The following is a 24,439-nucleotide window of genomic DNA, read 5'->3' as shown; positions in this document are numbered from 1 at the left end:
CATCAGAAATGTCCCGTTTATTGGGGTCGTACGCAGATATACACATTAGTGCATAATCATGTAAAGGCGGGAGCTACGTAGGCTCCCGAATAGGTACCCGTCTCGGGAGTTCTCACCTTTCTCGCGCTGGCTCACCAAGGCATTCTCATGATGTGAGCTACATGCATACGGGGGAGTTCGAGATGGCGTGGTCTTCGCAGGTCTCGTGGTGGCTGGCCGACGAGCTCGGCTCAGCGGCCACGGCGCGGCGGCTGACCCGCGCCACGCTGGCCGATTGGGGTTTCGAAAACCAGGTCGAGGTGGCCGAGCTGCTGGTGAGCGAGCTGGTCGGCAACGCGCTCGACCACGGGCGTGGGCGGGTTCGGCTCAGTTTCTTCACCAGGGACGGCCTGCTGCGTTGCGAGGTCGAGGATGCCGATCCCGAACTGCCGCGTATGAGTGCCGCCGACCTGGATGCGGAGGACGGGCGCGGGCTGTTCCTGGTCGACGTGCTCTCCCATGGCTGGGGCGGCGTGCCCACTGCTCGCGGCAAGGCCATGTGGTTCGAGCTTCCCGAGTTCGCCGACGCCGACGTCGAGTCCCTGGACGCCCTGGCGCCGATCGCCGCCTGAGCCCTTTCCGGCGCCGGACTCCTTCGCGGCAATCAGCGTCGGCGGGTACCTGCGGCACGCCGGTCAGGCCGCCGGAGCCGGTCCGCAAAAGGGCAGGCCGGCTCCAGGGTTCGGGCGTCACATTGAGATCAGACGCGGGTCCACTTCTGGCTGTTCTGGCCGTTGCAGTCCCAGATCTGCACCCTGGCGCCGTTGGCGGTGCCGGCGCCGCTGACGTTCAGGCACTTGTTCGCCCCGACGGCGGTGATGGTGCCGTCGGCGTTGAGGCGCCACTTCTGGTTGTTCTGGCCGTTGCAGTCCCAGATGATCACCGCGGTGCCGTCCGCCGTCCCCGCCCCGTTCACGTCCAGGCACTTGGTGCCGTACACCCGCAGCTCGCCCGCGCTGGTCGACGTCCACTGCTGGTTGGACTGCCCGTTGCAGTCCCAGATCTGCACCTGGGCGCCGTTCGTCTGCGAGCCGCCGTTGACGTCCAGGCACCGGTTCGATCCCGCACCCCGCAGCGCGCTCGTGCTGTCCGAGGGCGGGCCACCCTGCCCGACGCCCCTGCCGTTGAAGGTGAACGAGTCCACATCGAACGAGTTCGCCGACGGCGCCTTGAACACGACGTAGACATTACGGGTGCCACCGGGGTCGGTGACCCGCACCGCGGGCAGGGACACGTAGGTGTTCCATCCTCCGGTCGCCGGCACGGGGCCGGCGGCGATGAGCGCCCCGGTCGGCGAGTCGGCGTGCAGCTCGATGGACGCCCCGGTGCTGGACGGCGCCGAGACACGGAAGGACACTGTGTCGATCCCGGACAGGTTGATCGGCCTGAAGGAGATCCAGTCGTTGTTGGAGACGTCGCCGATGCGCCTTCCGCCCTCGGCTCCGGGCTCATCGATGATCCGGATTCCGGACGAGCCGGTGAAGTGCTCGGCCTGCTTGTGCTTGGGCTGCAGCGTGATGCCGGTGCTGCCCTCCAGGCCGCCCTCGTCGGTGTAGTCGGCGGACAGGGCGTAGTAGACGTTGGAGGCCTCGTCATGCCCGGAGGCGGTGGTCGTGACCGTTCCGGAGCAGCCGGTGTACTGACCGGTGTCGTGGGTGTGCTGGTCATGGCCGAGCGCGGTGATGACGTTGACCTTGGTGCAGTCGACGGCGCCGTCCTCGGGGTCGGTGACGTTCACCGTGTAGGCCACCTGGTCGCCGAAGTCGATGAACCCGCCGTCGGGCGGAGCCGAGAAGGCGACGTTGGGACGGGTGTTGCCGACAGCGAGGGGCAACGTGACGCTGCCCGTCTTCCCACCGGAGTCCCGTACGGTCAGCTTGACCGTGTAGGTGCCGTTGGTGTTGTAGGTGTGGGACGGGTTGGCGCTGGTGGAGGTCCCGCCGTCGCCGAAGTCCCACGCGTAGGTGATCGCGTCGCCGTCGGGATCGGATGAGCCGGCCGAGGAGAACGCCACCGTCAGCGGCGCCGCGCCCGAGTCGGGGTTGGCGCTCGCCTTGGCCAGGGGTGCGCGGTTTCCGGCCACGTAGTCGACGCGGTAGATGCTGTCATCGGTGTTCGCGTGGCCGAAGCCGTTGCCCCAGTCGGCCATGTACATGGCGCCGTCCGGGCCGAACTTCATGTCGATCGGCGCATGCGGGGCGAGCTGTGCCACGAAGGGGTTGATCTTCAGGAGGTTGCCCGAGGAGTCCAGGCGGAACTCCTTGACGAAGTTGCGGCTCCATTCATAGAAGAACGGCGTGCCGTCGAAATACTCGGGGAACTTGCGGTCAGAGCCGCTGGCCGGGTCGTAGCGGTAGAACGGGCCCCCCATCGGGCCGGCACCGCCGCAGCAGTTGATCTCGGGGAACTCGGCCGAGGCGTGGTAGTTGTACCAGACCGTCGCGGGCTTGGCCGCGGGCAGGTTGGTCAGGCCGGTGTTGTTGGGCGAGTTGTTGACCGGCGCCGAGCAGTTGAACTTCGCGCCGGAGGTGTTGGTGGCGAAGTTGAAGTCGTTGTACGGGATGTTGTCAGCGACACAGTACGGCCAGCCGTAGAAGCCCGGCTGCTTGATCAGGTTCCACTCGACGGTGCCCTCGGGACCGCGGCTCGAGTTCGCGGCGCCCGCGTCGGGGCCGTAGTCACCCACCGAAATCCAGCCGGTCACCTTGTCGACCGAGAAGCGGAACGGGTTGCGGAAGCCCATCGCGTAGATCTCCGGCCGCGTCTTGGCGGTGCCGGCCGCGAACAGGTTGCCGGACGGAATCGTGTAGGTGCCGTCGGGCTCGGGGTGGATGCGCAGGATCTTGCCGCGCAGGTCGTCGGTGTTGGCCGAGGACCGCTGGGCGTCGTAATGCTCCCGGCCCGGCCGCTCGTCGATCGGGGTGTAGCCGCTGGACCCGTTGGGATTGGTGTCGTCACCCGGGCCGATGTACAGGTTGCCGCCCGGGCCGAACGCGAGGTAGCCGCCGGTGTGGCCGGGCTCGTCGACGTTGCGGTACGCCGGAACCTCGATGATCTTCTTCTCGCTCGCCAAGTCGAGGCTGGTGCCGTTGAAGGCGAACCTCGATACCCGGTTCACCTCACCGCCGTTGGACGGCGAATAGTTGACGTAGATCCAGCCGTTGGTGGCGAAGTTCGGATCCAGCGCCAGCCCGATGCCGCCGTCCTCGCCGCCGTCGTACACCGGCAGGGTGGCGATGACGCGCGTGCCCCCGCCATTGGCGGGGATCATGTTCACCTTGCCGGAGCGCGAGATGTAGAAGACCCTGCCGTCGGCGGCCACGTCCAGTTCCATCGGCTGGTCCGGTGCCCCGTCGAGGGTCACCTTCTGGAACCGGGCCGCGGCCGTGCCGCCGCAGTCACCCGGCTCCGCGCCCGCCGCCCACTTCACCCCACCCAGCAGGTGCTGTTTGAACATCGGCTCCGAATAGGAGGACGCCTGGTGACCCATCGCGGTGGCCCACACCCGGCCGCCCTCCGGGTTGTGACACCAGGAGATCGGGTGGTCGGCGCCCATCTTGCTCGGCCCCGCGTCATAGGTGGTCTCGTCCGCGGTCACCAGTACGTGCACCGAGCCGCGCATGTTCTTGTCGAAGTTGTACCACTCCTCCGGACGCACCCACCGATCCGGCAGCCCCTTCGTGGAGGGGTGAACCTTGTCGGCCACCTTGGCGGTGCCCTGCAGGATCGCCGAATGCGCTGTCATGTGCGCGCCGGCCAGCACGACCTGGTCCCACCAGGGGAACTGCGCCTCGATGTTCATGTCGGTGGCGTTGTGGATCGCGACGACGCCGCGGCCGCTGCGCACATATGTCTGGAAGGCCTGACGTTGGGCGTCGTTGTCCCACACCATGCCACTGGTCTGGAACATGATCACCGCGTCGTAGGTGTTCAGGGTCGCGGTCGTGAAGACGGCGGAGTTCTCGCTGTGGTCGAGCTGGAAGTTGTCGTCGGTCGCCATCTGCTGGAACATCGCGACACCGGCGGGGATGGAGTCGTGCCGGAAGGCGCCGCTCGCCGTCTCGGTGAACAGGAGCACCTTGAACTGCGGAGCGGCCGCGTGCGCCGCCGGCGGCACCGCGGACAGCAACAGCCCTAATAAGGCTGCGGCCAGGGCGGGAAGCAGGCGTGATGTTCGCATGAAGGATCTCCTGGGGGTTACCGGCAACGGTCGGAGTTGAAGGCGAGAAGGCATGCGTCGTCTCGGCTCGGGGGATCGTCGTGCCGGGCCCGGCGTGCGGTTCGCCGGGCCGGTCTCCGGCGAGGACGCCACGGCCGCTGGACGGCGTCCGGCTGGCGCAGCCGGCACGCTTTCCTCCCTGGTGGACGGCGCGTGGCGGTGGACGGCGGACCTGGTCATGCGACAGGTGTCGAATCGATTCGGAAGGAAAATAGGTCTGGCCGAACACAGCTGTCAAGCATGCTTATCCAGCGAACCAGGGGCGCCCTTCCCGCTCCACGAAGCAAGGGTCTCGCTGCCTCTCCGGGGAATCCGCATTTCAGGCCGTGCCGATGGTGCCGATCCCTGTCCCACCGCTCCGAACCCGGCGAGGATTGGCGATATACCTCGGATGATCCAGGCGCGCTATGAGTATGAAACTTTCAAGCCCTCGCGACCGGGATAGGCGCGGCGCAGCACGCGGGACGAGCACCGTGTCGTCCGCCGCGCGGGCGCGTTCGACGCCGCCGCCCGAAAGGAACCGGCCGTCGGTGTCGGAGGCCGGCCGGGACAGGTCGCGGGGTGTCCATGAGGACGGTGTCAGGATCGCAGCGTGCCGCCGTCGGCGGTCGACGTCCCGCCCTGTTGGAGGTGTGCGCGCAGCCAGCGCTCCGTTGTGCTGACGTGCATGCGCGCCGCGGCCTCGGCCAGCGCCGCGTCGCCTTCAACCAGCGCTTCGTAGATGGCCTCGTGTTCGGCGAGCGTGCGGGCGGCGGCGTTGCCGTCCACCAGTCCGCGCCACACCCGGGCCCGAAGCGTACGCCCGGCGATGCCCTCGAGAAGGGTCGCCAAGGTCTGGTTGCCCGTGGCGGCGATGACCGCCCGGTGGAACGCGGCGTCGTGCCGGTTCAGCAGTTCGACGTCGTCACGCGCCTCGCGCATGGCGGCGAGATGCCGCTCGACCTCGCGGAGCTGCTGGGCGGAAATCCGTGCCGCGGCCAGCCCGGTGGCCAGGGGTTCGAACAGCCGCCGCACCTCGGTGACCTCCAGAAGCACGTCGCCCTGGAGCAGTTCGACCGCGCCGCCGACCCCTCCGAGCAGCAGGCTCGGTTCGAGGCTGGTCACATAGGTACCGTCACCTCGGCGTATCTCCAGGACGCGGGCGACGACCAGCGCTTTGACGGCCTCGCGCATGAGGTTGCGCGACAGGCCGAGTTCGGTGGCCAACTGCTGCTCGGGCGGCAGCTTGGAACCGGGCGGCAACTCTCCAGACTGGATGAGCTCGCGAATCCGCGTGATGGCTTTGTCGGTCAATGACATCGACGGTCCCCCGGGGCGGTCCGGCCTTCACGGGAGGAGGGCCGGACGTTGTGATCGGTTTGTTCTCGCAGAGCAATAGTGACATCCCATGTTTTTACGGGAGACATCCCATGCCTGATGCGATCGGCCGCACACCGGTCGATCAGCATCGACCTCATCACCTGCACATATACCAGAATCTGGGCGACAAGCCTAGACAGGACATCCCGTGGTGCTATAAATCCATCCCATGTCGAAGAACGGACGTAGCGCAGCCTTCACGCAAACGAAACGCACCGAGAAACCGGCACCGATGACCGACGCGACCGTGAGAGGCCGCGGGGAAGGCGCCGCCCCCCGTGACTGAGGTGATCAGCGCCGTCGAGGCGGTGGACGTCCGGTTTCCCACCTCACGCCATCTCGACGGCTCCGACGCGATGAACCCCGAACCGGACTACTCCGCCGCCTACGTGACGGTCCGCACCAGCACGGGTGGCGAGGGCTACGGACTGGCGTTCACCGTGGGCCGCGGCAACGATCTCCAGGTCGCCGCCGTGAAGGCCCTGGCGCCGCTGGTGGTCGGCCTGCCGGTGGAGGAGGTGCTCGCCGACCTGGGCGCGTTCTCCCGCAGGCTCACCGGTGACAGCCAGCTGCGGTGGCTCGGCCCGGAGAAGGGCATCATCCACATGGCGGTGGCCGCCATCGACAACGCGATTTGGGATCTCTACGGCCGCCGGGAAGGCAAGCCCGTATGGCGCCTGCTGGCGGAGATGTCCCCGGAGCGGCTCGTCGACCTGATCGACTTCAGGTACTTGCAGGACGCGCTGACGCGCGAGGAGGCCCTGGCCGTCCTCCGGCGTGCCGAACCCGGCCGGGCCGAGCGGACGCGCCACCTGCTCGCGCACGGGTACCCCGCCTACACCACCACCCCCGGCTGGCTCGGCTACACCGACGACAAACTCACCCGTCTGGCCAAGCAGGCGGTCGTCGAGGGCTTCACCCAGATCAAACTGAAGGTCGGCGCCGATCAGGAGAGCGATCTGCGTCGCCTCGCACTGGCCCGCTCGGCCGTCGGTCCTGACATCCGCATCGCCATCGACGCCAACCAGGCCTGGGGCGTTCCCCAGGCCATCGAATGGCTTCGGCCGCTCGCACAGTACGAGCCGTACTGGATCGAGGAGCCCACCTCGCCCGACGACATCCTCGGCCACGCGGCGATCCGCCAGGCCGTGGCGCCGATGAAGGTGGCAACCGGCGAGCACACCCACAACAAGGTGATGTTCAAGCAGCTGCTCCAGGCCGGCGCGATCGACATCCTGCAGATGGACGCGAGCAGGGTGGCGGGCGTCACCGAGAATGTCGCCATCTTGCTGCTCGCCGCGAAGTTCGGCGTCCCGGTCTGCCCGCACGCCGGCGGCGTCGGACTGTGCGAGATGGTCCAGCACCTCGCCATGTTCGACTACGTCGCGGTGAGCGGCAGCACCGAGGACCGGGTGATCGAGTACGTCGACCACCTGCACGAACACTTCACCGACCCGGTCCGGATCCGTGAAGGCCGCTACCGCGCCCCGGTGACTCCGGGCATCGGCGCCCAGCTCCACCCGGAGTCCGTCGCCCGCCACCGCTACCCAGACGGCCAGGAATGGGCGGTCACCCGATGAACGGCCCGCAGGAATCGGCGGGCCCGGCCGCGATCGTCACCGGCGGCGCCTGAGCTCGCCGTGGTCACAACAGGAACCCCGATCTTGCCGTGGACGGCGGCATGAGCGGCCTGCGCATCCGTCCGCGTAACTGACCCAGCATCAACCGTGTTCCTCGGCGAGGCCGAGATCAGCGGCAAGGAGAACACATGAAACTCAGGTCGGCAACCGTGGCTGGCATTGGCTCCTGCCTGGTCGTCTCCCTCCTCTCGGCCTGCGGTGGCGGCTCCGGCGGCGGCTCCGGCACCGCGGCGACCAACGGCGGCGGCTCCCCCGTGGTGGGCGTCGACTACCCGCGCTCCGACACCGACTTCTGGAATTCCTACATCAAGTACACCCCCGAGTACGCCAAGCAGCTCGGCCTGGACATCAAGACCACCAACTCCCAGAACGACGTCGCCAAGTTGACCGCCAACACGCAGACGTTCATGAGTCAGGGCGTGAAGGGCGTCGCGATGGCACCTCAGGACACCGCTGCCATCGCCCCGACCCTCCAGCAACTCGCCGCGAAGAAGATCCCCGTTGTCACTGTCGACACCCGGCCCGACACCGGGGACGTCTACATGGTCGTACGGGCCGACAACCGTGCGTACGGCGAGAAGGCCTGCCAGTTCCTCGGCACCAAGCTCAGCGGCAAAGGCAAGGTCGTCATGCTGCAGGGCGACCTCGCCTCGATCAACGGCCGCGACCGCACCGAGGCCTTCAACGAATGCATGAAGAAGAACTACCCCGGCATCACGGTCATCGGAGAGGCCACGAACTGGGACGGCGCGATCGCCGCGCAGAAGCTGCAGACGGACCTCATCGCCAACCCCGACATCAAGGGCGTCTACATGCAGTCGAGCTTCGCGCTCGCCGGGACGCTGCAGGTGCTGCAGCAGCGGGGGCTGCTGGTGAAGCCGGACGACCCCAAGCACGTCTTCGTCGTCTCCAACGACGGCATCCCAGAGGAGCTCAAGAACATCGCCGAGGGCAAGATCGACGCGACCGTCTCGCAGCCGGCCGACCTCTACGCCAAGTACGCCCTGCACTACCTCAAGGCCGCGATCGACGGCAAGACGTTCCAGCCTGGCCCGACCGATCACGACAGCACCATCATCCAGGTCCGCCCAGGCCTGCTGGAGGACCAGCTCTCGGCCCCCCTCGTCACCTCCGACGGCGGCACCTACGGCGGCGTCAAGAGCATGAAGAGCGACGACCAGTCCCTGTGGGGCAACAACCTCGGCTGACCGGAGGCCGGCGGGAGAAGGAAGGCGGTTGATATGGGCGATCAGGAGCCGGCGACGAGCTCCGGTCCAGCCCCGAGCGGCGGCGGGTGGCCCCTGGCAGGGTCACCCGTCGCCGAGGCTACGGGCATCACCAAGCGGTTCGGTTCGACGTTGGCGCTCGACGGCGCACGGATCACGGTCATGCCGGGTGAGACACACGCGCTGGTCGGGCGCAACGGGGCCGGCAAGTCGACCCTGGTGTCGATCCTGACCGGTCTGCAGGCGCCGGATGAAGGGGCGCTGGCCTTAGGCGGGCAGCCCGCGCCACGACTCGCCGACCGCGACGCCTGGCGGCAGCGGGTGGCCTGCGTCTACCAGAAATCGACGATCATCCCCGAGCTGACGGTCGCCGAGAACCTGTTCCTCAACCGGTACAGCCGGGGCCGCGCCGGACTGATCAGCTGGCGCACGCTCCGCCGCCAAGCCCGGGAGCTGCTGGAGAGCTGGTCGGTGAACGTGAGCGCCGGAACGAGGGCGGGAGACCTCACCATCGAGCAACGGCAGTTCGTCGAGATCGCCAGGGCGCTGTCGTTCGGCGCGCGCTTCATCATCCTCGACGAGCCGACGGCCCAGCTGGACGCCGCCGCGATCGCCCGGCTCTTCGGCCGTATCCGGGATCTCCAGCAGCAGGGCGTCACGTTCCTCTTCATCAGTCACCACCTGCAGGAGATCTACGAGATCTGCGACATGGTGACGGTCTTCCGGGACGCGCGCCACATCCTCACCGCGCCCGTGGAGCGGCTGCCGCGCGCGGAATTGGTCGCGGCGATGACCGGCGAGGCCGCCACAGCCGCGGAACAGCACGGGCGTGAAGCCGCGCACCGGCCCGGCGGGGAGCACGTGCTCAGCGTCGAGGGTCTGTCCGTGGAGGGCGTGTACGACGATGTGTCGTTCCAGGTCCGTGCGGGTGAGATCGTCGGTCTGGCCGGCGCGGCGGGCAGCGGCCGTACCGAGGTGGCCGAGACGGTCGTCGGCCTGCGCGCTGCCGGGGCGGGCGCCGTGGAGATCGCCGGACGGCGCCCACGGCCCGGCCGCGTGTCCGCCGCCCTGGCGGCCGGAGCCGGGTTCGTCCCGCAGGACCGCCACGATCAGGGCTTCGTGCCCGAGATGTCCATCGCGGACAACAGCACTCTGACGATTCCCGAGCGGCTTGGTCCGTCGGGATTCATCAGCGGGCGTCGCCGGGACGCTCTCGCCCGATCCATGATCGAGCGGTTGGCGATCAAGACTCCAGGACCTGCTCTTCCGGTTTCCGGACTCTCCGGAGGTAACCAGCAGAAAGTCGTCATGGCTCGGGCGATGGCCAACGACCCCCGGCTGCTTGTCCTCATCAACCCGACCGCCGGCGTCGACGTGCGGTCCAAGGAATTCCTCCTCGGCAAGGTCGAGGAGATCGTCCGGTCGGGCACGGGCGCGCTCATCGCGTCCGACGAGCTGGACGACCTGCGAATGTGCGACCGCGTCCTGGTGATGTTCAAGGGCCGCGTGGTCGCCGAGATGGCCAGTGGCTGGCACGACCACGACCTCGTGGCCGCGATGGAAGGAGTGGACCTCGATGCATGAGACCGCGACCGCGGGCCACGGCGCCACCCCCGGCACGCCGGGAGCCGATCCGCCCTCGGCCGGCGGCGAACGGCGCCGGATCGCCTTCGCGCGTCTGCGCGATCTGGCGCTCATCCCCGCGATCATCGTCATCGGGATTGTAGGACAGCTCGTCAGCCCGGTATTCCTGCAACCCGACAACATCGTCAACATCCTGCAGACCATGTCGGAGATCGCGATATTGGTCCTCGCGCAGACCATGGTGCTGGTCGTCAAGAAGATGGACCTTTCGCTGGAGTCCACCATGGGGCTGGCGCCGGGGGTGGCCGCCTGGCTCACCGTGTCCGCGGGCGCGGGGCACGGCCTCGGCCTGCTTCCGGGCGCGTGGGCGGTTCCTGTCACCCTCGCCGTCGGTCTGCTGGTGGGCGCCGTCAACGCGCTGCTCATCATCCGGTTCGGGCTCAACGGCTTCATCGTCACGCTCGGCATGCTCATCGTGCTACGAGGCATCCTGACCGGGATCTCCGGTGGGCAGACGTTCTTCCAGCTGCCCGAATCGATGATGTACCTCGGTACGACCCAGTGGCTCGGCGTCCCCGCCTCCATCTGGATCTGCTTGGCGCTGTTCGCGATCGGGATCGTGGTACTCGGCTTCACCGGCTTCGGCCGGTCGCTGTACTCCATCGGCGGCAACGTGAACGCCGCGAAGGCGGCCGGCATCCGCACCGACCGCGTGCTGTGGATCGTCATCGTCACGGCGAGCCTTCTGGCCGCGCTCAGCGGGTTGTTGCTGTCCGGCCGGCTGGCCTCAGTCGCCTCCGCCCAGGGCAACGGCTACATCTTCACGGTCTTCGCCGCCGCCGTCATCGGCGGCATCAGCCTGAACGGTGGAAAGGGAACGATCTTCGGAGCATTCACCGGCGTCTTGCTCCTCTACCTGATCCAGAACGTGCTCACCCTCGGGGGCGTCCCCGCCCAGTGGATCGGCGCCCTCAACGGTGCGATCATCCTCATCGCCCTGGTCATCTCCCGCATCACCGGAGGAAAGGTCCAAGAATGACCAGAGGAGGCGGGCGGACCCTGTCGATCGCGGCGATCAGACCGCCGCCCCAGGCCGGGGCCGGGCGCGCGATGACCCGGCCGAGATGCTGCGCAAGCGAATGGCCTCCCGCGTCAGGCGGGCCCAGGCGGAGCAATCAGGTGAGGAGCGCCGGTGAACATTGGGGAGATCGCCAGGCGGTCAGGTGTGTCGCGCAGCACCGTCTCCTACGCTCTGAGCGGCAAGCGCCCGGTGTCGCAGGAGACACGACGGCGCGTCCAGGCGGTCATCGACGAGCTGGGCTACCGTCCCAACGCCACAGCCAAGGCGCTCAAGGAGGGCAGGACCCGCACCATCGGGCTGGTCATCCCTCCGGCCGGCCGACGCCTCACCGACATGCAGCTCGGCTTCGTCGCCAGCGTCGTCGACGCCGCCGCACGCGCCGACCTCGACGTCCTGCTGTCCCCCTCCGGGGGCGAGCACGACCGCTCCTTCGAGCGCACGGTGAGCGGCGGACGCGTGGACGGCGTCATCGTCATGGAGATCCGGCTGGAGGACGACCGCGTCACTGGCCTGCGGCAGATCGGCGTGCCGTTCGTCGGCATCGGCCGCACCAGCCGCCCCGAAGAGATGTCCTGGGTGGACATCGACTACGAGATGCTGGTCGCCCTATGCGTGCACCACCTGGCCGACCTGGGCCACCGCCGCGTCGCCCTGGTCAACCGCTCCGCCGAGCTGGTGGCCGCCGGGTACGGCCCCGGCCACCGGGCCCAGGCGGGCTTCGCACGGACCGTGGCCGAGCATCCTGACCTCACCGCGAATCGCGACCGTCAACGAGGCCGCCCTGCCGGGCATGTACCGCGCGCTGGCGCAGGCGGGCTTGGCCGTACCCAGGGACTTCTCCGTCGCGGGCGTTGCCGCCCGGCACTGGGCGGAGAACCTGCACCCGCCGCTCACCGCCGCCGACGTGCCCGCCGACGAGCTCGGCGCCCAGGCCGTGGAGCTGCTCATCCAGCGCATCGCCGATCCCGCCACCCGGCACCGCCATGTCCTCGTCGCCCCGCCGATCTCCCTGCGCGGAACGACCGGACCCGCACGCCCGCGCTGATCGGCGGACTGGACGAAAAGGGAGAGGCCTCCGGACGTGGCCCCGATCGGGGCCACGCCGGCCGTCCTGTCAGGTGCGAAGACATCCACCGGAGCAGGACATCCCGCCGAGTACTGAAGCTTTGGCCACTCTCCTGGGCTGTGGACGGATGGCCTCAGACGCGGGTCCACTTCTGGTTGGCTCCGCCGTGGCAGGTCCAGATCTGCACCCTGGTGCCGTTGGCGGTGCCGGACCCGGACACGTCCAGGCACTTGTTCGCCCCGACCGCGGTGATGCTGCCGTCGGCGTTGAGGCGCCACTTCTGGTTGTTCTGCCCGTTGCAGTCCCAGATGATCACCGCGGCGCCGTCCGCCGTCCCGGCCCCGTTCACGTCCAGGCACTTGCCGCCGTAGACGCGCAGCTCACCGGCGCTGGTGGAGGTCCACTGCTGGTTGGCCTGCCCGTTGCAGTCCCAGATCTGCGCCTGCGCGCCGTTGGCCTGCGAGGCGCCGCTGACGTTCAGGCACCGGCCCGACCCCGCACCCCGCAGCGCACTCGTACTGCTCGACGAGTTCAGTTCCTTGATGCGGATGTTGCGGAACGACACCACGTCGCCGGACCCGTGGTTCTGGATGCCGATGTAGCCCTGCTGGAGCGAGCGGACCGGATCGGTGTTGGTGAAATCGTTGATCTTCGTGCCGTTCAGGAACACCTGCAGCCGCTCACCCTCCACCAGCAGCTCATAGGTGTTCCACTGACCCGGCGGGTTCAGTGCCGCGTCCCGTGAGGCGATGTCCGCCGCCTTGAACCCATAGATCGCCCCCGTCGTTTTGTCCGGGGTGTCGGTCGCGTCGATCTGCACCTCATATCCGGTGTTGAGCGCCGCGTTCGGGTCGCCGGTGGCCGGGAACCCGACGATCACGCCCGAGTTGGAGTCGCCGGTCAGCCTCCAGTCGAGCTTGAGCGAGTAGGAGCGGAACTCCTTGGCGCCGTACCACAGCATGCCCATGCCGCCCTGGGAGGTCAGTGTGGCGTCGCTGTTGGCGAACGACCCCGGCCCGGCCTGCGACCAGCCCGTCGTCGACCCGTTGTACAACGTCGTGTAACCGGTCTCCGGGCGGCAGTCGGCGTTGGTGGCCTTGGCCGCGTACCGGATACCGCCGAGCAGCAGCGTGCGGAAGTTCGGGTCGGCGTACGACTCCTGGGTGTGCCCCAGGCCGGTGTAGAACGCGCGGCCGGAGGACTGGGGGTGGCACCAGGTGATCGGGTGATCGCCCATGCCGCCGCCGCTGTAGCTGCTCTCGTCCAGGCTCTGCAGCACCCGGACGTTCGGGCGGGGGTTGGAGCGGTAGTTGTACCACTCGTCGGTACGTGACCAGGTCGCCCCCAGGTGGGCGGTCGCGCCGTGCGCCCGGTCCTCGGTCCGTACGGTGGCCCGCTGGATCGCCGGGTGGTTGTTGAACCAGGCCCCCATCAGCTGCCCGTAGTACGGCCAGTTGTACTCGGTGTCCGCGGCCGAATGCACCCCCACGTAACCGCCCCCGCTGTCCACATATGTCTGGAAGGCGGCCTGCTGGTTGTCGTTCAGCACATCACCGGTGGTGTTGAGGAACACCACCGCCTTGTACTGGGCCAGGCCGGCCGTGCTGAAGGCGTTCGAGTCCTCGGTGGCGTCGACGGCGAAGTCGTTGGCGGTCCCCAGGTCGCGGATGGCCTGGATCCCGGTCGGGATCGAGTCGTGCCGGAACCCGGCCGTCTTGGAGAACACCAGCACCTTGAAGGCGGCGGCCTGGGCGGGGATGGCGGGGATCACCGTCGCGGCGGCGGCGGTGAGCGCCACCACGGTCACCGACAGGCGTCGCAGCACAGATGATTTTCGGGCGCTCCCCGCGATGCGCCCGAGCGCGGCGGGGGTCAGATGTCGCAGCATGAGTGTCCTTCCGTCGCGGGGCCCGGGGCGGCCCCTTTTCGGCGCTGACGCTGGGCCGCGCCGGGCGTCACGTCAAGGGGTGATCGCGGTGCGGTCGAGGTCGGGTGGGGTGATGGGTGGCCTCAGACGCGGGTCCATTTCTGGCTGGTTCCTCCGGTGCAGGTCCAGATGTTCGCCTTGGTGCCGTTGGCGGTGCCGGCGCCGGACACGTCCAGGCACTTGTTCGCTCCGGCGGAGGTGATGGTGCCGTCGGCGTTGAGGCGCCATTTCTGGTTGTTCTGCCCGTTGCAGTCCCAGATGATCACGGCGGTGCCGTCCGCCGTCCCGGCCCCGTTCACGTCCAGGCACTTGCCGCCGTAGACGCGCAGCTCACCGGCGCTGGTGGAGGTCCACTGCTGGTTGGCCTGGCCGTTGCAGTCCCAGATCTGCGCCTGCGCGCCGTTGGCCTGCGAGGCGCCGTTGACGTCCAGGCACCGGTTCGACCCCACACCCTTGAAGGCGCTCGTGCTCCCGGAGGGCGGGGTGCCGGTGTCGAGGGTGAAGGCGTCGACGTCGAACAGGTAGCCCTGTCCGGTCGCGCCGCGGAAGACCAGGTACAGCGTCGTCGTGCCGGTCGGCGGGCCGCTGAGGTTCGCCGAGACGTCGGTGAAGACGTCCCAGCTGCCGGTGCTCGCGACGTTCACCGTTCCCAGCAGTGTGCCCGTCGCCGAGCCCGCCCGCACCTCGATCCGGCCGCCCGCGCCGGCCGAGGACACCCGGGCGGTGATCCTGGTCGCGTTGCCCAGGTTGTACGGCTGGAAGGAGATCCAGTCGCCGTCGTCGGTGAAGCCGGCCGTCTTGCCGCCTTCCGCGGTGGCGTGGTCGGCCGTCTGGACGCCCTGCTGGGCGCCGAAGTGCTCGGCCTGCCGGTGCCGCGGCTGGAGCGTACGGGCGCTGGTGGAGGTCAGACCGCCCTTGTCGGTGTAGGAGGCCTCGAAGACGCCGTAGATGTTGGCCGCGGTGTCATGTTCACCATCGGCCGGCACCTCGATGGAGCCCGAGCAACCGGTCTTGGTGGTGAGCTTGTGGCGGTGGCTGTCGTGGCCGAGGTAGTAGGCGACGGTGACCTCGGCGCAGTCGATCGTGCCGTCCTCCGGGTCGCTGACGGTGACCTGGAAGGGCACGGTGTCGCCGAAGGAGAACAACTGCCCGTCGGCAGGGGTGGTGAGGCTGACCGCCGGCGCGGTGTTGCCGACGTTCACGATCACGCTCGCCGTGCCGGGGAGACCCTGCGGGTCCCGGACCGTCAGCGTCGCCGTGTAGGTGCCGTTCGTGGTGTAGGTCTTGCTCGGATTCGCCGCCGTGGAGGTGGTGCCGTCGCCGAAGTTCCACGAGTAGGTCAGCGCGCCGCCCTCCGGGTCGGAGCTGCCCGCCGAGGAGAAGTTCACCGTCAGCGGGGCCGGTCCCGACGTCTTGTCGGCGGACGCCTTGGCGATCGGATTACGGTTGGCGTTGCCGATGTACTCGATGCGATACAGCGCCTGGTTGTTGTTCCCGGTGCCGTAGTCGAGGACGTACAAGGCCCCGTCAGGACCGAAAGCCATGTCCATCACCTGCGTGCCCGACCAGGGGAACGCCGAGATCTCCCCGTAGGCGCCGTCCGGCTTGACCTCGATCGCCTTGATCCAGCGCCGACCGTACTCACCGGCGAAATACCGCCCGTCGAGCACCTGGGGGAACTTGACGGCCGAGTTCAGGTCCGGGTCGTAACGGTAGACCGGGCCACCCATCGGCGACTCCGACCCGGAGCCGAACTCCGGCGGAGATCCGGCGTCCCCCGCGTACCTGATCCACGCCGGCTTCGCCGGAGGCAGCGTGGTCAGGCCGGTGTTGCGGAAGGAGTTGTTGGTGGGGCCGCCCGCGCAGTTGTACTTCGGGCCGGTGCTGTTGGTGGCGAAGTTCCATTCGTTGTAGGTCTCGCCGGCGGTGTTCGTGCCCGTGCAGTACGGCCAGCCGTAGTTGCCCGGACCGGTGATGCGGTCGAACTCCACCTGCCCGCTCGGCCCGCGGTTGGAGTTGGTCACACCCGCGTCCGGCCCGTAGTCGCCGAGGTAGACGACGCCGGTCGCCTTGTCCACGCTCATCCGGAACGGGTTGCGTAAGCCCATCGCGTAGATCTCCGGCCGGGTCCTCGCCGTCCCCTGCGGGAACAGGTTGCCGCTGGGAATCGTGTAGGTGCCGTCGGGCTGCGGCTTGATGCGCAGGAGCTTGCCGCGCAGGTCGTTGGTGTTGGCGGCCGAGCGCTGGGCGTCGAACTGCGGGTTGCGGTTGGTCCGCTCGTCCAGCGGGGAGTAGCCGCTCGACTCGAAGGGATTGGTGTCGTCGCCGGTGGTCAGATAGAGGTTTCCGGCGGCGTCGAAGTCGATGTCCCCGCCCACGTGACAGCACTGGCCGCGGTCGTTCTGGACCCGCAGGACCACCTTCTCGCTGGTCATGTCGAGAGTGTCGTCCGGCTTGAGGGTGAACCGGGACAGGTACAGCTCACCCTTCCACTGGTCGAACTGCGCCTGCGTGCCGGTGCTGGGCGCATCACCGTTCGGCGTGCTCAGCCGCGGCGAGTAGTAGAGCCAGAGGTGCCGGTTCGACGCGAAGCCGGGGTCGACCGCCACACCCTGCAGGCCCTCCTCGTCGTGAGAGTAGACGTTGAGCCTGCCGGCCACCTTCGTGTTGCCGTTGACATCGGTGACGCGCACCGTGCCGTCGCGCGCCGTGTGCACCACCGACCGGTTCGGCATCACGGCCAGCGACATCGCCTCACCCAGCTCCGCACCGCCCGACGCGAGCGACACCTGCTGGTAGTCGGACGGCGGGATGACCAAGGCGTTCGCCGGGGAGGCGTTGAGCGCGAGTGCTCCGGGAATGATGAGCGCCATCGTGGTCAGCAAGGTGAGCCACGGACGTCGGGACATGAGTGTTCCCTCCTGCAACAGGAAGACCAGTCAGGGCAAGGCGCCCGGGATTCTGCTCGTGGCCGGAGGAGTGCCTCCTCTGGCCACGGTGGGAGACGAGGCCTGTCGTCAGGCGGACGGTGTCAGGCGCGGGTCCACTTCTGGTTGGCTCCGCCGTGGCAGGTCCAGATCTGCGTCCTGGTGCCGTTGGCGGTGCCGGCGCCGGACACGTCCAGGCACTTGTTCGCTCCGATGGAGGTGATGGTGCCGTCGGCGTTGAGGCGCCATTTCTGGTTGTTCTGGCCGTTGCAGTCCCAGATGATCACGCTGGTGCCGTCCGCCGTGCCGGCTCCGTTGACGTCCAGGCACTTGGTGCCGTAGACGCGCAGCTCACCGGAACTGGTCGACGTCCATTGCTGGTTGGCCTGGCCGTTGCAGTCCCAGATCTGCGCCTGCGCGCCGTTGGCCTGCGAGGCGCCGCTGACGTCCAGGCACCGGCCCGATCCCACACCCTTGAACGCACTCGTGCTCCCCGAAGGCCGGCCCTGGGGCCCGGCGGACGCGATCACGGCCTGGGCGCCGGCCGGCCAGGCGCCGTTGGTGACGGTGACGTTGTTGTTCACCACGTTGCCGCGGTCGCCGTTGGTCACGTTGGTGCTGCCGTTGGTCGACCAGTTGCCGGTGACGGTGAAATTGCCCATGTTCTCGCCGTACCAGTAGTTGGCGGTGGCCCAGGTGCCGGTGTTCGAGAGCACGTTGTTCCTGACGGTGTAGTACCTGGAGCCCTCGTCGAAGTAGATGCCGAACCAGCCGTTGGTGCGCAGGCAGTGGTTGTCGCTGATCACCGCGCCCGGGTTCCACGACAGCGTGTAGATGCAGCCGCCGTCGGTCATCTGCTGCATGACGTCGTGCACGTAGTTGCCGATGAGCCGGTTGCCGGAGGCGGTGGTGGGCGTGGTGTAGCGCGGCTGGAAGTCGTACAGGCCGCGGTCGGCGTAGTGGGTGCTGCCGCCCGGCTCGTTGGCGCCCCAGCCGTACCCGATCGACATGCCGGTGTACGGCATGTTGTAGACCTCGTTGTGGGACACGTCGGTGTTGGTGACGTAAGTGGTCAGGACCGAGACGACGCCCCGGTGGTCCAGGCCGAGGTCGTGGATGCGGTTGTTGCTGACGGTGATGTTCCGGTTGACCATCCGCTGGTCACTCGGGTGGTGCGCGTCGGCGCGCACGCCGCCGGCCACGATGCCGCCGGCCGAGCTACGGGCGATCTCCGACCGGGTGACCGTGATGTCGGCGGCGCCCAGGCCGACACCGCCGGCGTGCGCGTTGGCGTCATTGCCGATGCCGATGGCCGTCTGTCCCAGGTTGACGAAGCGCGAGTCGGTGAAGGTGACGGTGTTCGCCGCGGAGACCTGCACAGCGGCGGGCATCTGGTACCAGTTCGGCCGGGTCGCCTCGAACTGGCGGCAGCCCTGATGGCAGGAGGTGAAGGCGGGCCAGCTCCAGTTGCCGGCCATGTAGGCGCCGGTCTGCTGGTCCACGTAGCCCTGGTTGCCGCTGGGGCCGAGCCAGCTCGTGCCGGTGAAGGTGATCCCGCTGAACGTGATGTGGTGCGCGGGCGCGTCGTAGGTTCCCCCCACGTGCACCAGCGACTGGAGCACCGGCAGCTCCACGCTGACGTTGCCCATGTTCTGCCCGGCGAGCGGGATGTAGGACAGGGCGCCGGTCGCGGGGTCGAGGTACCACTCCCCCGGCGAGTCGAGGAACTCGTAGGCGTTGACCAGGTAGAGCGGCCCCGCCCGGTGCGGGCTGGTGAAGGTGTCGTACCCGAAGTTGTTGTTGTTCCAGGCGGGCTGCCGCATCGTGATGAGGTTGCCGCTGATGCTCTGCACCGGCGCGTACCGGTCGGTGAACGAACCGACGCTCTCCATCTCGACCCGGCCCTGGTTGGCGAGGTTGTTCAGATAGCTCAGCGCGCCGCTGGTGAACCTCATCCCGGTGCTGTTCGCGGTGAAGTCGGACCGGTTGACGGCGGTGCGCGCCCGGGTGGCGAGCGCGCCGTCGACGTACAGCTGCCGGGTGTCGATCCCGGCGCCGACGTCGGCGCGCCAGATGTTCTTCGCGGAGTCGGCCAACGACCAGCCGGTGACCGCCCTGGCTCCGCTGATGACCGGAACGGCCCCCGCCGCGGCCTGCCATTTGACGGTGTAGCCGTTGTTCCCGGAGTCGGCGGCGGTCAGCCGGAGCGGCGCGGAGAGCCGGTACACCCCGTCGGCCAGCTCCACGACGATGTCCCCGGACATGGCGCCGTTCAGCGAACGTACCGCCGTCTGCGCCGCGGACAGCGAGCACGGCTGGGCGGAGGTGCAGGCGGTGCCGGTGCCGGCGGGTGACGCGTACAGGGTCGTGGTGGCCGCGAGGGCCGGGGTGGCCGGGGCGACGAGGGCGAACGCCGCGGCCAGCGCCGCGGCGACGATGCCGGTCAGGACCGGTCTCAGCGCCGTGACGGGCGAAGATAATGGCACGGGGGTTCCTTTTGGGGGGTAGGGGTGTGGTCGGGTCGGTCCTCCTCCTCAGGCAGGCGACGCCCTTCTGAGGTGGAGGCCGTCGTCGACCTGGGACGGCCGCGCCGGATCGAGGCCGGCCTCGTCCACGTAGCTCGTTCGATCGGTCACGTGCTTCTCCCAAGATGGGCGCGCCTCACTGATGCGACCACGAGGGGGCGCATGGTGAAGCGAGGCTGTGGACGTCGACGTGGCCGGCCACGATGCGGAAGGCCGCGAAACGCCTCCACACCGCGCCCATGTGATCCGGCCGCGGAGGTTCCCGAAGGAGTGCGTCCCCCGGGGGCCTCGCTATCTAATTACGTTCGAGTCATGATGCCCGTCAAGACCTTAAGCCCGCTTATTTCGCCATCCACACACCGAGGGCCTGGCCATGGTCAGCCACTCTGCTCCTTCACCAGCGGCGACGCCTGCCACCATGGACGCCCGAGCCGACCGTCCTCGTATGAACCTTTCAGATGTGTCGTACTGATCGGACAGCCTCTGACCCCTGGGAGGGCCACCTCGATCAGTCATACTCTTGCAGGGAGTGGCGAGGAGGAAGCACGGTGACCGACACCCCGCGTGAGAGCGGATACCGGCCGGGCTACGAGGTGGCCGCCGAGCAGGTACTGGCATTGATCGTCCGGCTCGGCCTGCGTCCGGGCGACCGCATGCCGACTGAGAACGAGCTGGCCCGGCAGCTGGGCACCAGCCGCACCGTGGTACGCGAGGCGGTGAAGATACTCTCCGCGCTCGGCCGGGTGCGCGCCCAGAAGGGCCGCGGCCTGTACGTGGCCGACGACGAGGGGATGCTCGGCACCGGGCGCTGGGCGTCCTTCTTCCTCCCGACCGACCTCGACCACGTCTACATGTTGTTCGAGTTCCGCCGGGCGCAGGAGATGGAGACCAGCCGGCTGGCCGCCCGCCGCGCCACCCCTGCGGAGCTGAGAGCCATCGAGGAGGCGGCCGGCGTGTGCCGCCACGGCTTCGAGACCGGACGCGAGGACCTGTTCAACGAGGGCGACGACACCTTTCACACCGCCATCGCCACGGCCTCGCACAACATGTTCCTCCAGGTCGCGGTGCGGGAGGCCCGCAGGCTGCAGGCGCAGTCGAACCTCATCGGGCTGCGCGGCTCGGTGGGCGGGCACGCCGCCAAGGCCGTCGAGGAGCACGACGCCATCTACCAGGCCATCCGCGCCGGCGACCCGGAAGCGGCTGCCCAGGCCGCCGCCACGCACATCGACAACACCCTCGACGACTACCGACGAGAGATCCAGCAGCGCCTTTTCTCCTCATCCGAATGATCCGGCGGCGGTCGGCCATGTCGCGACGAATCGATTCGCACTGATTGTGGCGACCGGTTTCCGGGCAGCCCTCTCGCGCTGTTCCGCGATCGGGGCAGTCCGGTCCCCGGCCCGCATCAGACGGGTGCGTACTGTCTCCTGCCGTCTCCGGCGAGGCCCCGCGCGATTCCCGAGCGCGGCCGTCTCCGCCTCGCCCGGCAACCTGTACACCCTGTACGACGGGCCGCTCCCCAACGGCTACAGCCCGATGAAGAAGCAGGGGGCCATCGTCTTGGGCAGCGGCGGCGACTGCTGCAAGCCCGACGGCGGCGCCAACCTCAGCGCGGGCACCTTCTACGAGGGAGCCATGGTCGCCGGCTATCCCACCGACGCCACGGAGAACGCCGTCCAGGCCGGCATCATCGCCGCCGGCTATCGCTGACCCGGTCCAGGACAGAACCCTCGGCAAATCCGGACGTCAGCCACCTACTCCGCCCGGCAGGGGGAAGCGGTGGCCGACGTTCGGACGACGCCGGGGGCACGGGCGACGGCGGGCGTCATCCGGCGAATTTCAGGCGCAAGACACCAGAGCTGGTGACTCCTTCGCTTCCTGCCGGATGAACCCGGACGGTCCTTCGCTAGGCCTGATGGAAGCTGCCGGTGACCGCCAGCAGCCGTCGTCCGGCGTGCTCCGGCCGGATGTTGGGGCCCTCGGCGGCCCTGCCGTTCGGCCGGCGGGTGAAGGCGTTGATCGCGTGCTCGTCGATCGTGATGCCGAGACCCGGCGAGTCTCCGAGGATGAACGCGCCGTCCTCGACATACAGGTCGAGCGACATTCCGAGCGGCGGGTGCAGGTCCTGCAACTCGCTCGCCAGGTGGTTCGGCACCGACGTCGCGGCGTGCAGCAGCGCGACCGGCGAGGCGCCGATCGGGCTGACCGGCAGGTCATGGGCGTGCGCCAGGGCGGACACCCGGAGGAAGTGGGACACCCCCCAGACCACGGCCGTCTGGACGATGTCGACGCCTCCCGCGGCCAGCAGCGGACGGAACTGCTCGAGCCCGGTGAGGTTCTCCCCCGTGGCGACGGAGGCGCGGATCCCGCGACCGACGACGGCCAGGCCTTCGGCGTCCCACCGCCGGACCGGCTCTTCGATCCACGTGAGATCCAGGGTGCGTTCGAGCTCGCAGACGTGCCGGACCGCCTGCTTGCGGGTCCATGCCTCGTTCACGTCGAGCATCAGGCCCGGCCGCGATCCCTGCCCGGCCTCGGTCAGGACGTCCCGTACCAGCGTCAGGCGGTGCCGGTCGCGTTCGATGTCGAGGCCGCCCTTGATCTTGGCCGCACGTAGACCGTGCTGGGCATAGACCTGGTAGACCGAGACGAGTTCGTCGTCGGTCAGGCTGATGTCGAGGCCCGAGGCGTAGGCGGGCACCCGCCGGTCGCGTCCGCCCAGCAGACGCCAGAGCGGTTCACCGGCCGCCTGTGCCTTGATGTCCCACAGGGCGGTGTCGAGTGCGCCGATCGTGCCGAACACGGCGCCGGCGTGGCCCGCCTTGAAGGTCTGCCGCAGCATGCGGTCGTAGAGCGCCGTCACGCCGCGCGGATCCTCGCCCTCGATCGCGGCGAAGACGGCGTCGATCTCCACGTGCGGCCCGAGGCCGATGCCGGTGATCCCTTCGTCGGTGTCCACCATGACGAGCGGCACCGAGACGACTCCGTCGGCGAAGACGCCGTTGGCGTCGCCGACGGGACGGCCCCATTCCTGGACCGTCGTCGTGGTGCGATACCCCGTGATCCGCATGTCAGCCTTTCGTGGAACCGGCGGTGACGCCGTCGGCGATCTGGCGCTGGAGGAGCAGATAGATCATCAGCACGGGGATCGCGGCGATCAGGACTCCCGAGGCGAAGGTGGGGATGTCGTCGGAATACTGCCCGCGCAGCGCGTTGACCCCGATCATGAGGGTGCGATGCTCGGGTGACGGCATCATGAGCAGGGAGATGAGCACGTCGTTCCAGCAGAACAAGGCGTCGAGGATGCCGACCGACAGCAGCGCCGGAACGCCCAGTGGAAGCATGATCCGCCGGTACACGCCGTACACCGTGTTCCCGTCGATCCTGGCCGCGTCGACGATCTCGGCCGGAATGGTCCTGTAGTGGCTCGTCATCAGGAAGACGGTGAACGGGAGGAACTGCGCGACGTAGGCCAGGATCAGTCCCGGGTAGGTGTCGACGAGCCCGCTGTCGGCCATGACCCTGGTGAGCGGCACCATGATCACCTGGAACGGGATGAACAACCCCGCGAGACAGCCCAGGAAGATCACCGAAGAACCTCGGAACCGCAGCTGACTCAGCGCGAAGCCGGCCATCGACCCCAACAGCAGCAGCAGGAACACGGCGCATGCCACGACGATGAACGAGTTGACGAAATACCGCGCCATTCCGGCGTTGACCCACGCCTCGGCGATGTTGTCCCAGCGCAGGGAATCCGCCGGGGAGAACCGGTCCAGGATGTAGTCGCGCCGGGTCTTCATCGCGACGTTGACGGTGAACACGAGAGGATAGATCGTCGCCAGCGCGAGGACGGCCATCGGAACGGCGGCCATCCACCTGGCCAGACGCATGCCGAGCATCAGTCTTGCCTTCCCGCGCGGCGGAGCAGAGTGATCTGCAGGAGCCCTGCCACGAGCATGACGACGAAGAGGACTGTCGAGGCGGCCGAGGCGAGCGCCGGCCGGTTCATCTGTCCTTGTTGGTGCCAGATGTAGAACTCCGGCAGGTAGGTCGATCCCTCCGGGCCCCCGCTGGTCATGATGAAGAGCAGGCCGAACATGGACGTCAGCATCCCGATCATCGTGGTCACGAAGACGAACTGAATGGTGCGCGTCAGGCTCGGGATGATCACGTGCCAGATGATCTGGCGGAGCGACGCGCCGTCCACGCGGGCGGCGTCCAGCAGCGCGGCGTCCAGAGTGCTGAATCCGGCGAGGAACACCACCAGGGCCATCCCGAACGTCGCCCATATGTGCACGCCGACGACGGTGAACATGGCGATGCGCGGATCGCCGAGCCAGTCGACCGGGCCGACGCCGATCGCCCCGAGGGCGGCGTTCAAGGGGCCGTCGAACCCGAGCATGAGGTTGAAGATCGCGCCGACGATCACCGGTGAGAGCACAGCCGGGAAGAAATAGACGCTGCGGTAGACCCGGTGCCCCGGAACGCGCAGATAGATGAAGGTCGCGAGCAGACCCGGAATCGCCACCGCCACGGGAAGCAGCAGCACCAGCAGCCCGACGTTGCCCAGCGAGGTGCGGAACAACGGGTCGCCGGCCAGCTCCAGGTAGTTGCTCAGGCCGACGGGGGCTCCGTTGAGCTCGTCGTCACCCGTGAAGGAGAAGTTGACCCCCAGGACCAGCGGCCACAGCCGCAGCACCACGATGATCAGTACGGCCGGGGCCACCAGGACGTAGGGCGCGAGGCGCTCGGCGCGCGCCCCTCGTCCTGGTGGCCGGGCAGCCGTGTGGGCGCCCCCGCGGCTTTCCCGCTGCTTCACGGTCGCTCCGCCGGCCTGCCCGGAGCC

17 protein-coding genes and 1 pseudogene are annotated in these 24,439 nt (G+C 68.5%); 9 read left to right on the top strand and 9 right to left on the bottom strand.

The window, feature by feature from the left end; translation table 11 throughout:
* Positions 1-161 precede the first annotated feature (161 nt).
* On the top strand, positions 162-611 hold the full coding sequence (locus ACIBX3_RS11410) for an ATP-binding protein (RefSeq protein ID WP_397116383.1): 450 nt from the start codon (positions 162-164) through the stop codon (positions 609-611).
* Positions 612-739: 128 nt separating this feature from the next.
* Here ACIBX3_RS11410 and ACIBX3_RS11405 read toward each other — a convergent pair whose 3' ends face one another.
* Together ACIBX3_RS11405 and ACIBX3_RS11400 are read right to left on the bottom strand one after the other, a co-directional pair.
* On the bottom strand, positions 740-4,219 hold the full coding sequence (locus ACIBX3_RS11405) for a ThuA domain-containing protein (RefSeq protein WP_397115665.1): 3,480 nt from the start codon (positions 4,217-4,219) through the stop codon (positions 740-742).
* A gap of 618 nt (positions 4,220-4,837) precedes the next feature.
* Positions 4,838-5,551 (bottom strand): FadR/GntR family transcriptional regulator, encoded by a 714-nt coding sequence (locus ACIBX3_RS11400; protein ID WP_397115663.1) that lies wholly within the window; start codon positions 5,549-5,551, stop codon positions 4,838-4,840.
* 344 nt (positions 5,552-5,895) lie between these two features.
* Here ACIBX3_RS11400 and ACIBX3_RS11395 point away from each other — a divergent pair, with 344 nt between their 5' ends.
* The 5 genes and pseudogenes from ACIBX3_RS11395 to ACIBX3_RS11375 all read left to right on the top strand — a co-directional run.
* Positions 5,896-7,197, top strand: a complete 1,302-nt coding sequence (locus tag ACIBX3_RS11395; RefSeq protein ID WP_397115661.1) for an enolase C-terminal domain-like protein — start codon at positions 5,896-5,898, stop codon at positions 7,195-7,197.
* Between the two features lie 188 nt (positions 7,198-7,385).
* Positions 7,386-8,465 (top strand): sugar ABC transporter substrate-binding protein, encoded by a 1,080-nt coding sequence (locus ACIBX3_RS11390; RefSeq protein WP_397115659.1) that lies wholly within the window; start codon positions 7,386-7,388, stop codon positions 8,463-8,465.
* A gap of 33 nt (positions 8,466-8,498) precedes the next feature.
* Positions 8,499-10,067, top strand: coding sequence for a sugar ABC transporter ATP-binding protein (locus tag ACIBX3_RS11385; protein ID WP_397115657.1), 1,569 nt, complete (start codon positions 8,499-8,501; stop codon positions 10,065-10,067).
* On the top strand, positions 10,060-11,106 hold the full coding sequence (locus ACIBX3_RS11380; RefSeq protein WP_397115656.1) for an ABC transporter permease: 1,047 nt from the start codon (positions 10,060-10,062) through the stop codon (positions 11,104-11,106). Before ACIBX3_RS11385 ends, ACIBX3_RS11380 begins: the two co-directional genes overlap by 8 nt.
* Positions 11,107-11,259: 153 nt before the next feature.
* Positions 11,260-11,388, top strand: a pseudogene (locus tag ACIBX3_RS11375) (LacI family DNA-binding transcriptional regulator); the annotation flags it as partial.
* Between the two features lie 366 nt (positions 11,389-11,754).
* Here ACIBX3_RS11375 and ACIBX3_RS11370 read toward each other — a convergent pair.
* Positions 11,755-11,919 carry a hypothetical protein gene (locus tag ACIBX3_RS11370; protein ID WP_397115654.1) on the bottom strand — a complete coding sequence of 55 codons (165 nt, stop codon included), beginning with the start codon at positions 11,917-11,919 and terminating at the stop codon, positions 11,755-11,757.
* Between the two features lie 19 nt (positions 11,920-11,938).
* Between ACIBX3_RS11370 and ACIBX3_RS11365 the strand changes: the two genes are divergently transcribed.
* Positions 11,939-12,193: a substrate-binding domain-containing protein gene (locus ACIBX3_RS11365; RefSeq protein ID WP_397115652.1), complete on the top strand. Its 255-nt coding sequence runs from the start codon at positions 11,939-11,941 to the stop codon at positions 12,191-12,193.
* A 154-nt stretch (positions 12,194-12,347) separates the two neighbouring features.
* Here the strand turns inward: ACIBX3_RS11365 and ACIBX3_RS11360 are convergent, their stop codons facing one another.
* The 3 genes from ACIBX3_RS11360 to ACIBX3_RS11350 all read right to left on the bottom strand — a co-directional run bounded on the left by ACIBX3_RS11360 (position 12,348) and on the right by ACIBX3_RS11350 (position 19,554).
* Positions 12,348-14,102 (bottom strand): ThuA domain-containing protein, encoded by a 1,755-nt coding sequence (locus ACIBX3_RS11360; protein WP_397115650.1) that lies wholly within the window; start codon positions 14,100-14,102, stop codon positions 12,348-12,350.
* Positions 14,103-14,224: 122 nt separating this feature from the next.
* Positions 14,225-17,050: a carbohydrate-binding protein gene (locus ACIBX3_RS11355; RefSeq protein ID WP_397115648.1), complete on the bottom strand. Its 2,826-nt coding sequence runs from the start codon at positions 17,048-17,050 to the stop codon at positions 14,225-14,227.
* 122 nt (positions 17,051-17,172) lie between these two features.
* Entirely contained in the window at positions 17,173-19,554 is a 2,382-nt protein-coding gene (locus ACIBX3_RS11350) for a ricin-type beta-trefoil lectin domain protein (protein WP_397115646.1), read from the bottom strand.
* A 587-nt stretch (positions 19,555-20,141) separates the two neighbouring features.
* Between ACIBX3_RS11350 and ACIBX3_RS11345 the strand changes: the two genes are divergently transcribed.
* Together ACIBX3_RS11345 and ACIBX3_RS11340 are read left to right on the top strand one after the other, a co-directional pair.
* Positions 20,142-20,882 carry a FadR/GntR family transcriptional regulator gene (locus ACIBX3_RS11345; protein ID WP_397115645.1) on the top strand — a complete coding sequence of 247 codons (741 nt, stop codon included), beginning with the start codon at positions 20,142-20,144 and terminating at the stop codon, positions 20,880-20,882.
* Positions 20,883-21,006: 124 nt separating this feature from the next.
* A complete protein-coding gene (locus ACIBX3_RS11340) occupies positions 21,007-21,303 on the top strand; it encodes an arabinofuranosidase catalytic domain-containing protein (protein WP_397115643.1) in 297 nt (98 codons plus the stop codon).
* A gap of 196 nt (positions 21,304-21,499) precedes the next feature.
* Here the strand turns inward: ACIBX3_RS11340 and ACIBX3_RS11335 are convergent, their stop codons facing one another.
* From ACIBX3_RS11335 to ACIBX3_RS11325, 3 genes are read right to left on the bottom strand one after another with little or no spacing between them, the layout of a single operon-like run.
* Positions 21,500-22,663, bottom strand: coding sequence for a mandelate racemase/muconate lactonizing enzyme family protein (locus ACIBX3_RS11335; RefSeq protein ID WP_397115641.1), 1,164 nt, complete (start codon positions 22,661-22,663; stop codon positions 21,500-21,502).
* Between the two features lies 1 nt (position 22,664).
* Positions 22,665-23,492, bottom strand: coding sequence for a carbohydrate ABC transporter permease (locus ACIBX3_RS11330; protein ID WP_397115640.1), 828 nt, complete (start codon positions 23,490-23,492; stop codon positions 22,665-22,667).
* Positions 23,492-24,412: a carbohydrate ABC transporter permease gene (locus ACIBX3_RS11325; protein WP_397115638.1), complete on the bottom strand. Its 921-nt coding sequence runs from the start codon at positions 24,410-24,412 to the stop codon at positions 23,492-23,494. The genes ACIBX3_RS11330 and ACIBX3_RS11325 overlap by 1 nt, the downstream gene beginning before the upstream one ends.
* Positions 24,413-24,439: the final 27 nt, after the last annotated feature.

It is taken from the genome of Nonomuraea sp. NPDC049480 (assembly GCF_044465905.1).
Lineage (GTDB): Bacteria > Actinomycetota > Actinomycetes > Streptosporangiales > Streptosporangiaceae > Nonomuraea.
The sequence above is the reverse complement of the archived record's forward strand: the minus strand, read 5'-3'. Positions and strand labels throughout refer to the sequence as shown.

Bases quoted from the DNA above. Each gene is read 5' to 3' on its own strand.
- ACIBX3_RS11390 (WP_397115659.1), top strand. From the start codon at position 7,386: ATGAAACTCAGGTCGGCAACCGTGGCTGGCATTGGCTCCTGCCTGGTC.
- ACIBX3_RS11380 (WP_397115656.1), top strand. From the start codon at position 10,060: ATGCATGAGACCGCGACCGCGGGCCACGGCGCCACCCCCGGCACGCCG.
- ACIBX3_RS11365 (WP_397115652.1), top strand. From the start codon at position 11,939: ATGTACCGCGCGCTGGCGCAGGCGGGCTTGGCCGTACCCAGGGACTTC.
- ACIBX3_RS11360 (WP_397115650.1), bottom strand. From the start codon at position 14,102: ATGCTGCGACATCTGACCCCCGCCGCGCTCGGGCGCATCGCGGGGAGC.
- ACIBX3_RS11405 (WP_397115665.1), bottom strand. From the start codon at position 4,219: ATGCGAACATCACGCCTGCTTCCCGCCCTGGCCGCAGCCTTATTAGGG.
- ACIBX3_RS11330 (WP_397115640.1), bottom strand. From the start codon at position 23,492: ATGCTCGGCATGCGTCTGGCCAGGTGGATGGCCGCCGTTCCGATGGCC.
- ACIBX3_RS11385 (WP_397115657.1), top strand. From the start codon at position 8,499: ATGGGCGATCAGGAGCCGGCGACGAGCTCCGGTCCAGCCCCGAGCGGC.
- ACIBX3_RS11410 (WP_397116383.1), top strand. From the start codon at position 162: ATGCATACGGGGGAGTTCGAGATGGCGTGGTCTTCGCAGGTCTCGTGG.
- ACIBX3_RS11335 (WP_397115641.1), bottom strand. From the start codon at position 22,663: ATGCGGATCACGGGGTATCGCACCACGACGACGGTCCAGGAATGGGGC.
- ACIBX3_RS11355 (WP_397115648.1), bottom strand. From the start codon at position 17,050: ATGTCCCGACGTCCGTGGCTCACCTTGCTGACCACGATGGCGCTCATC.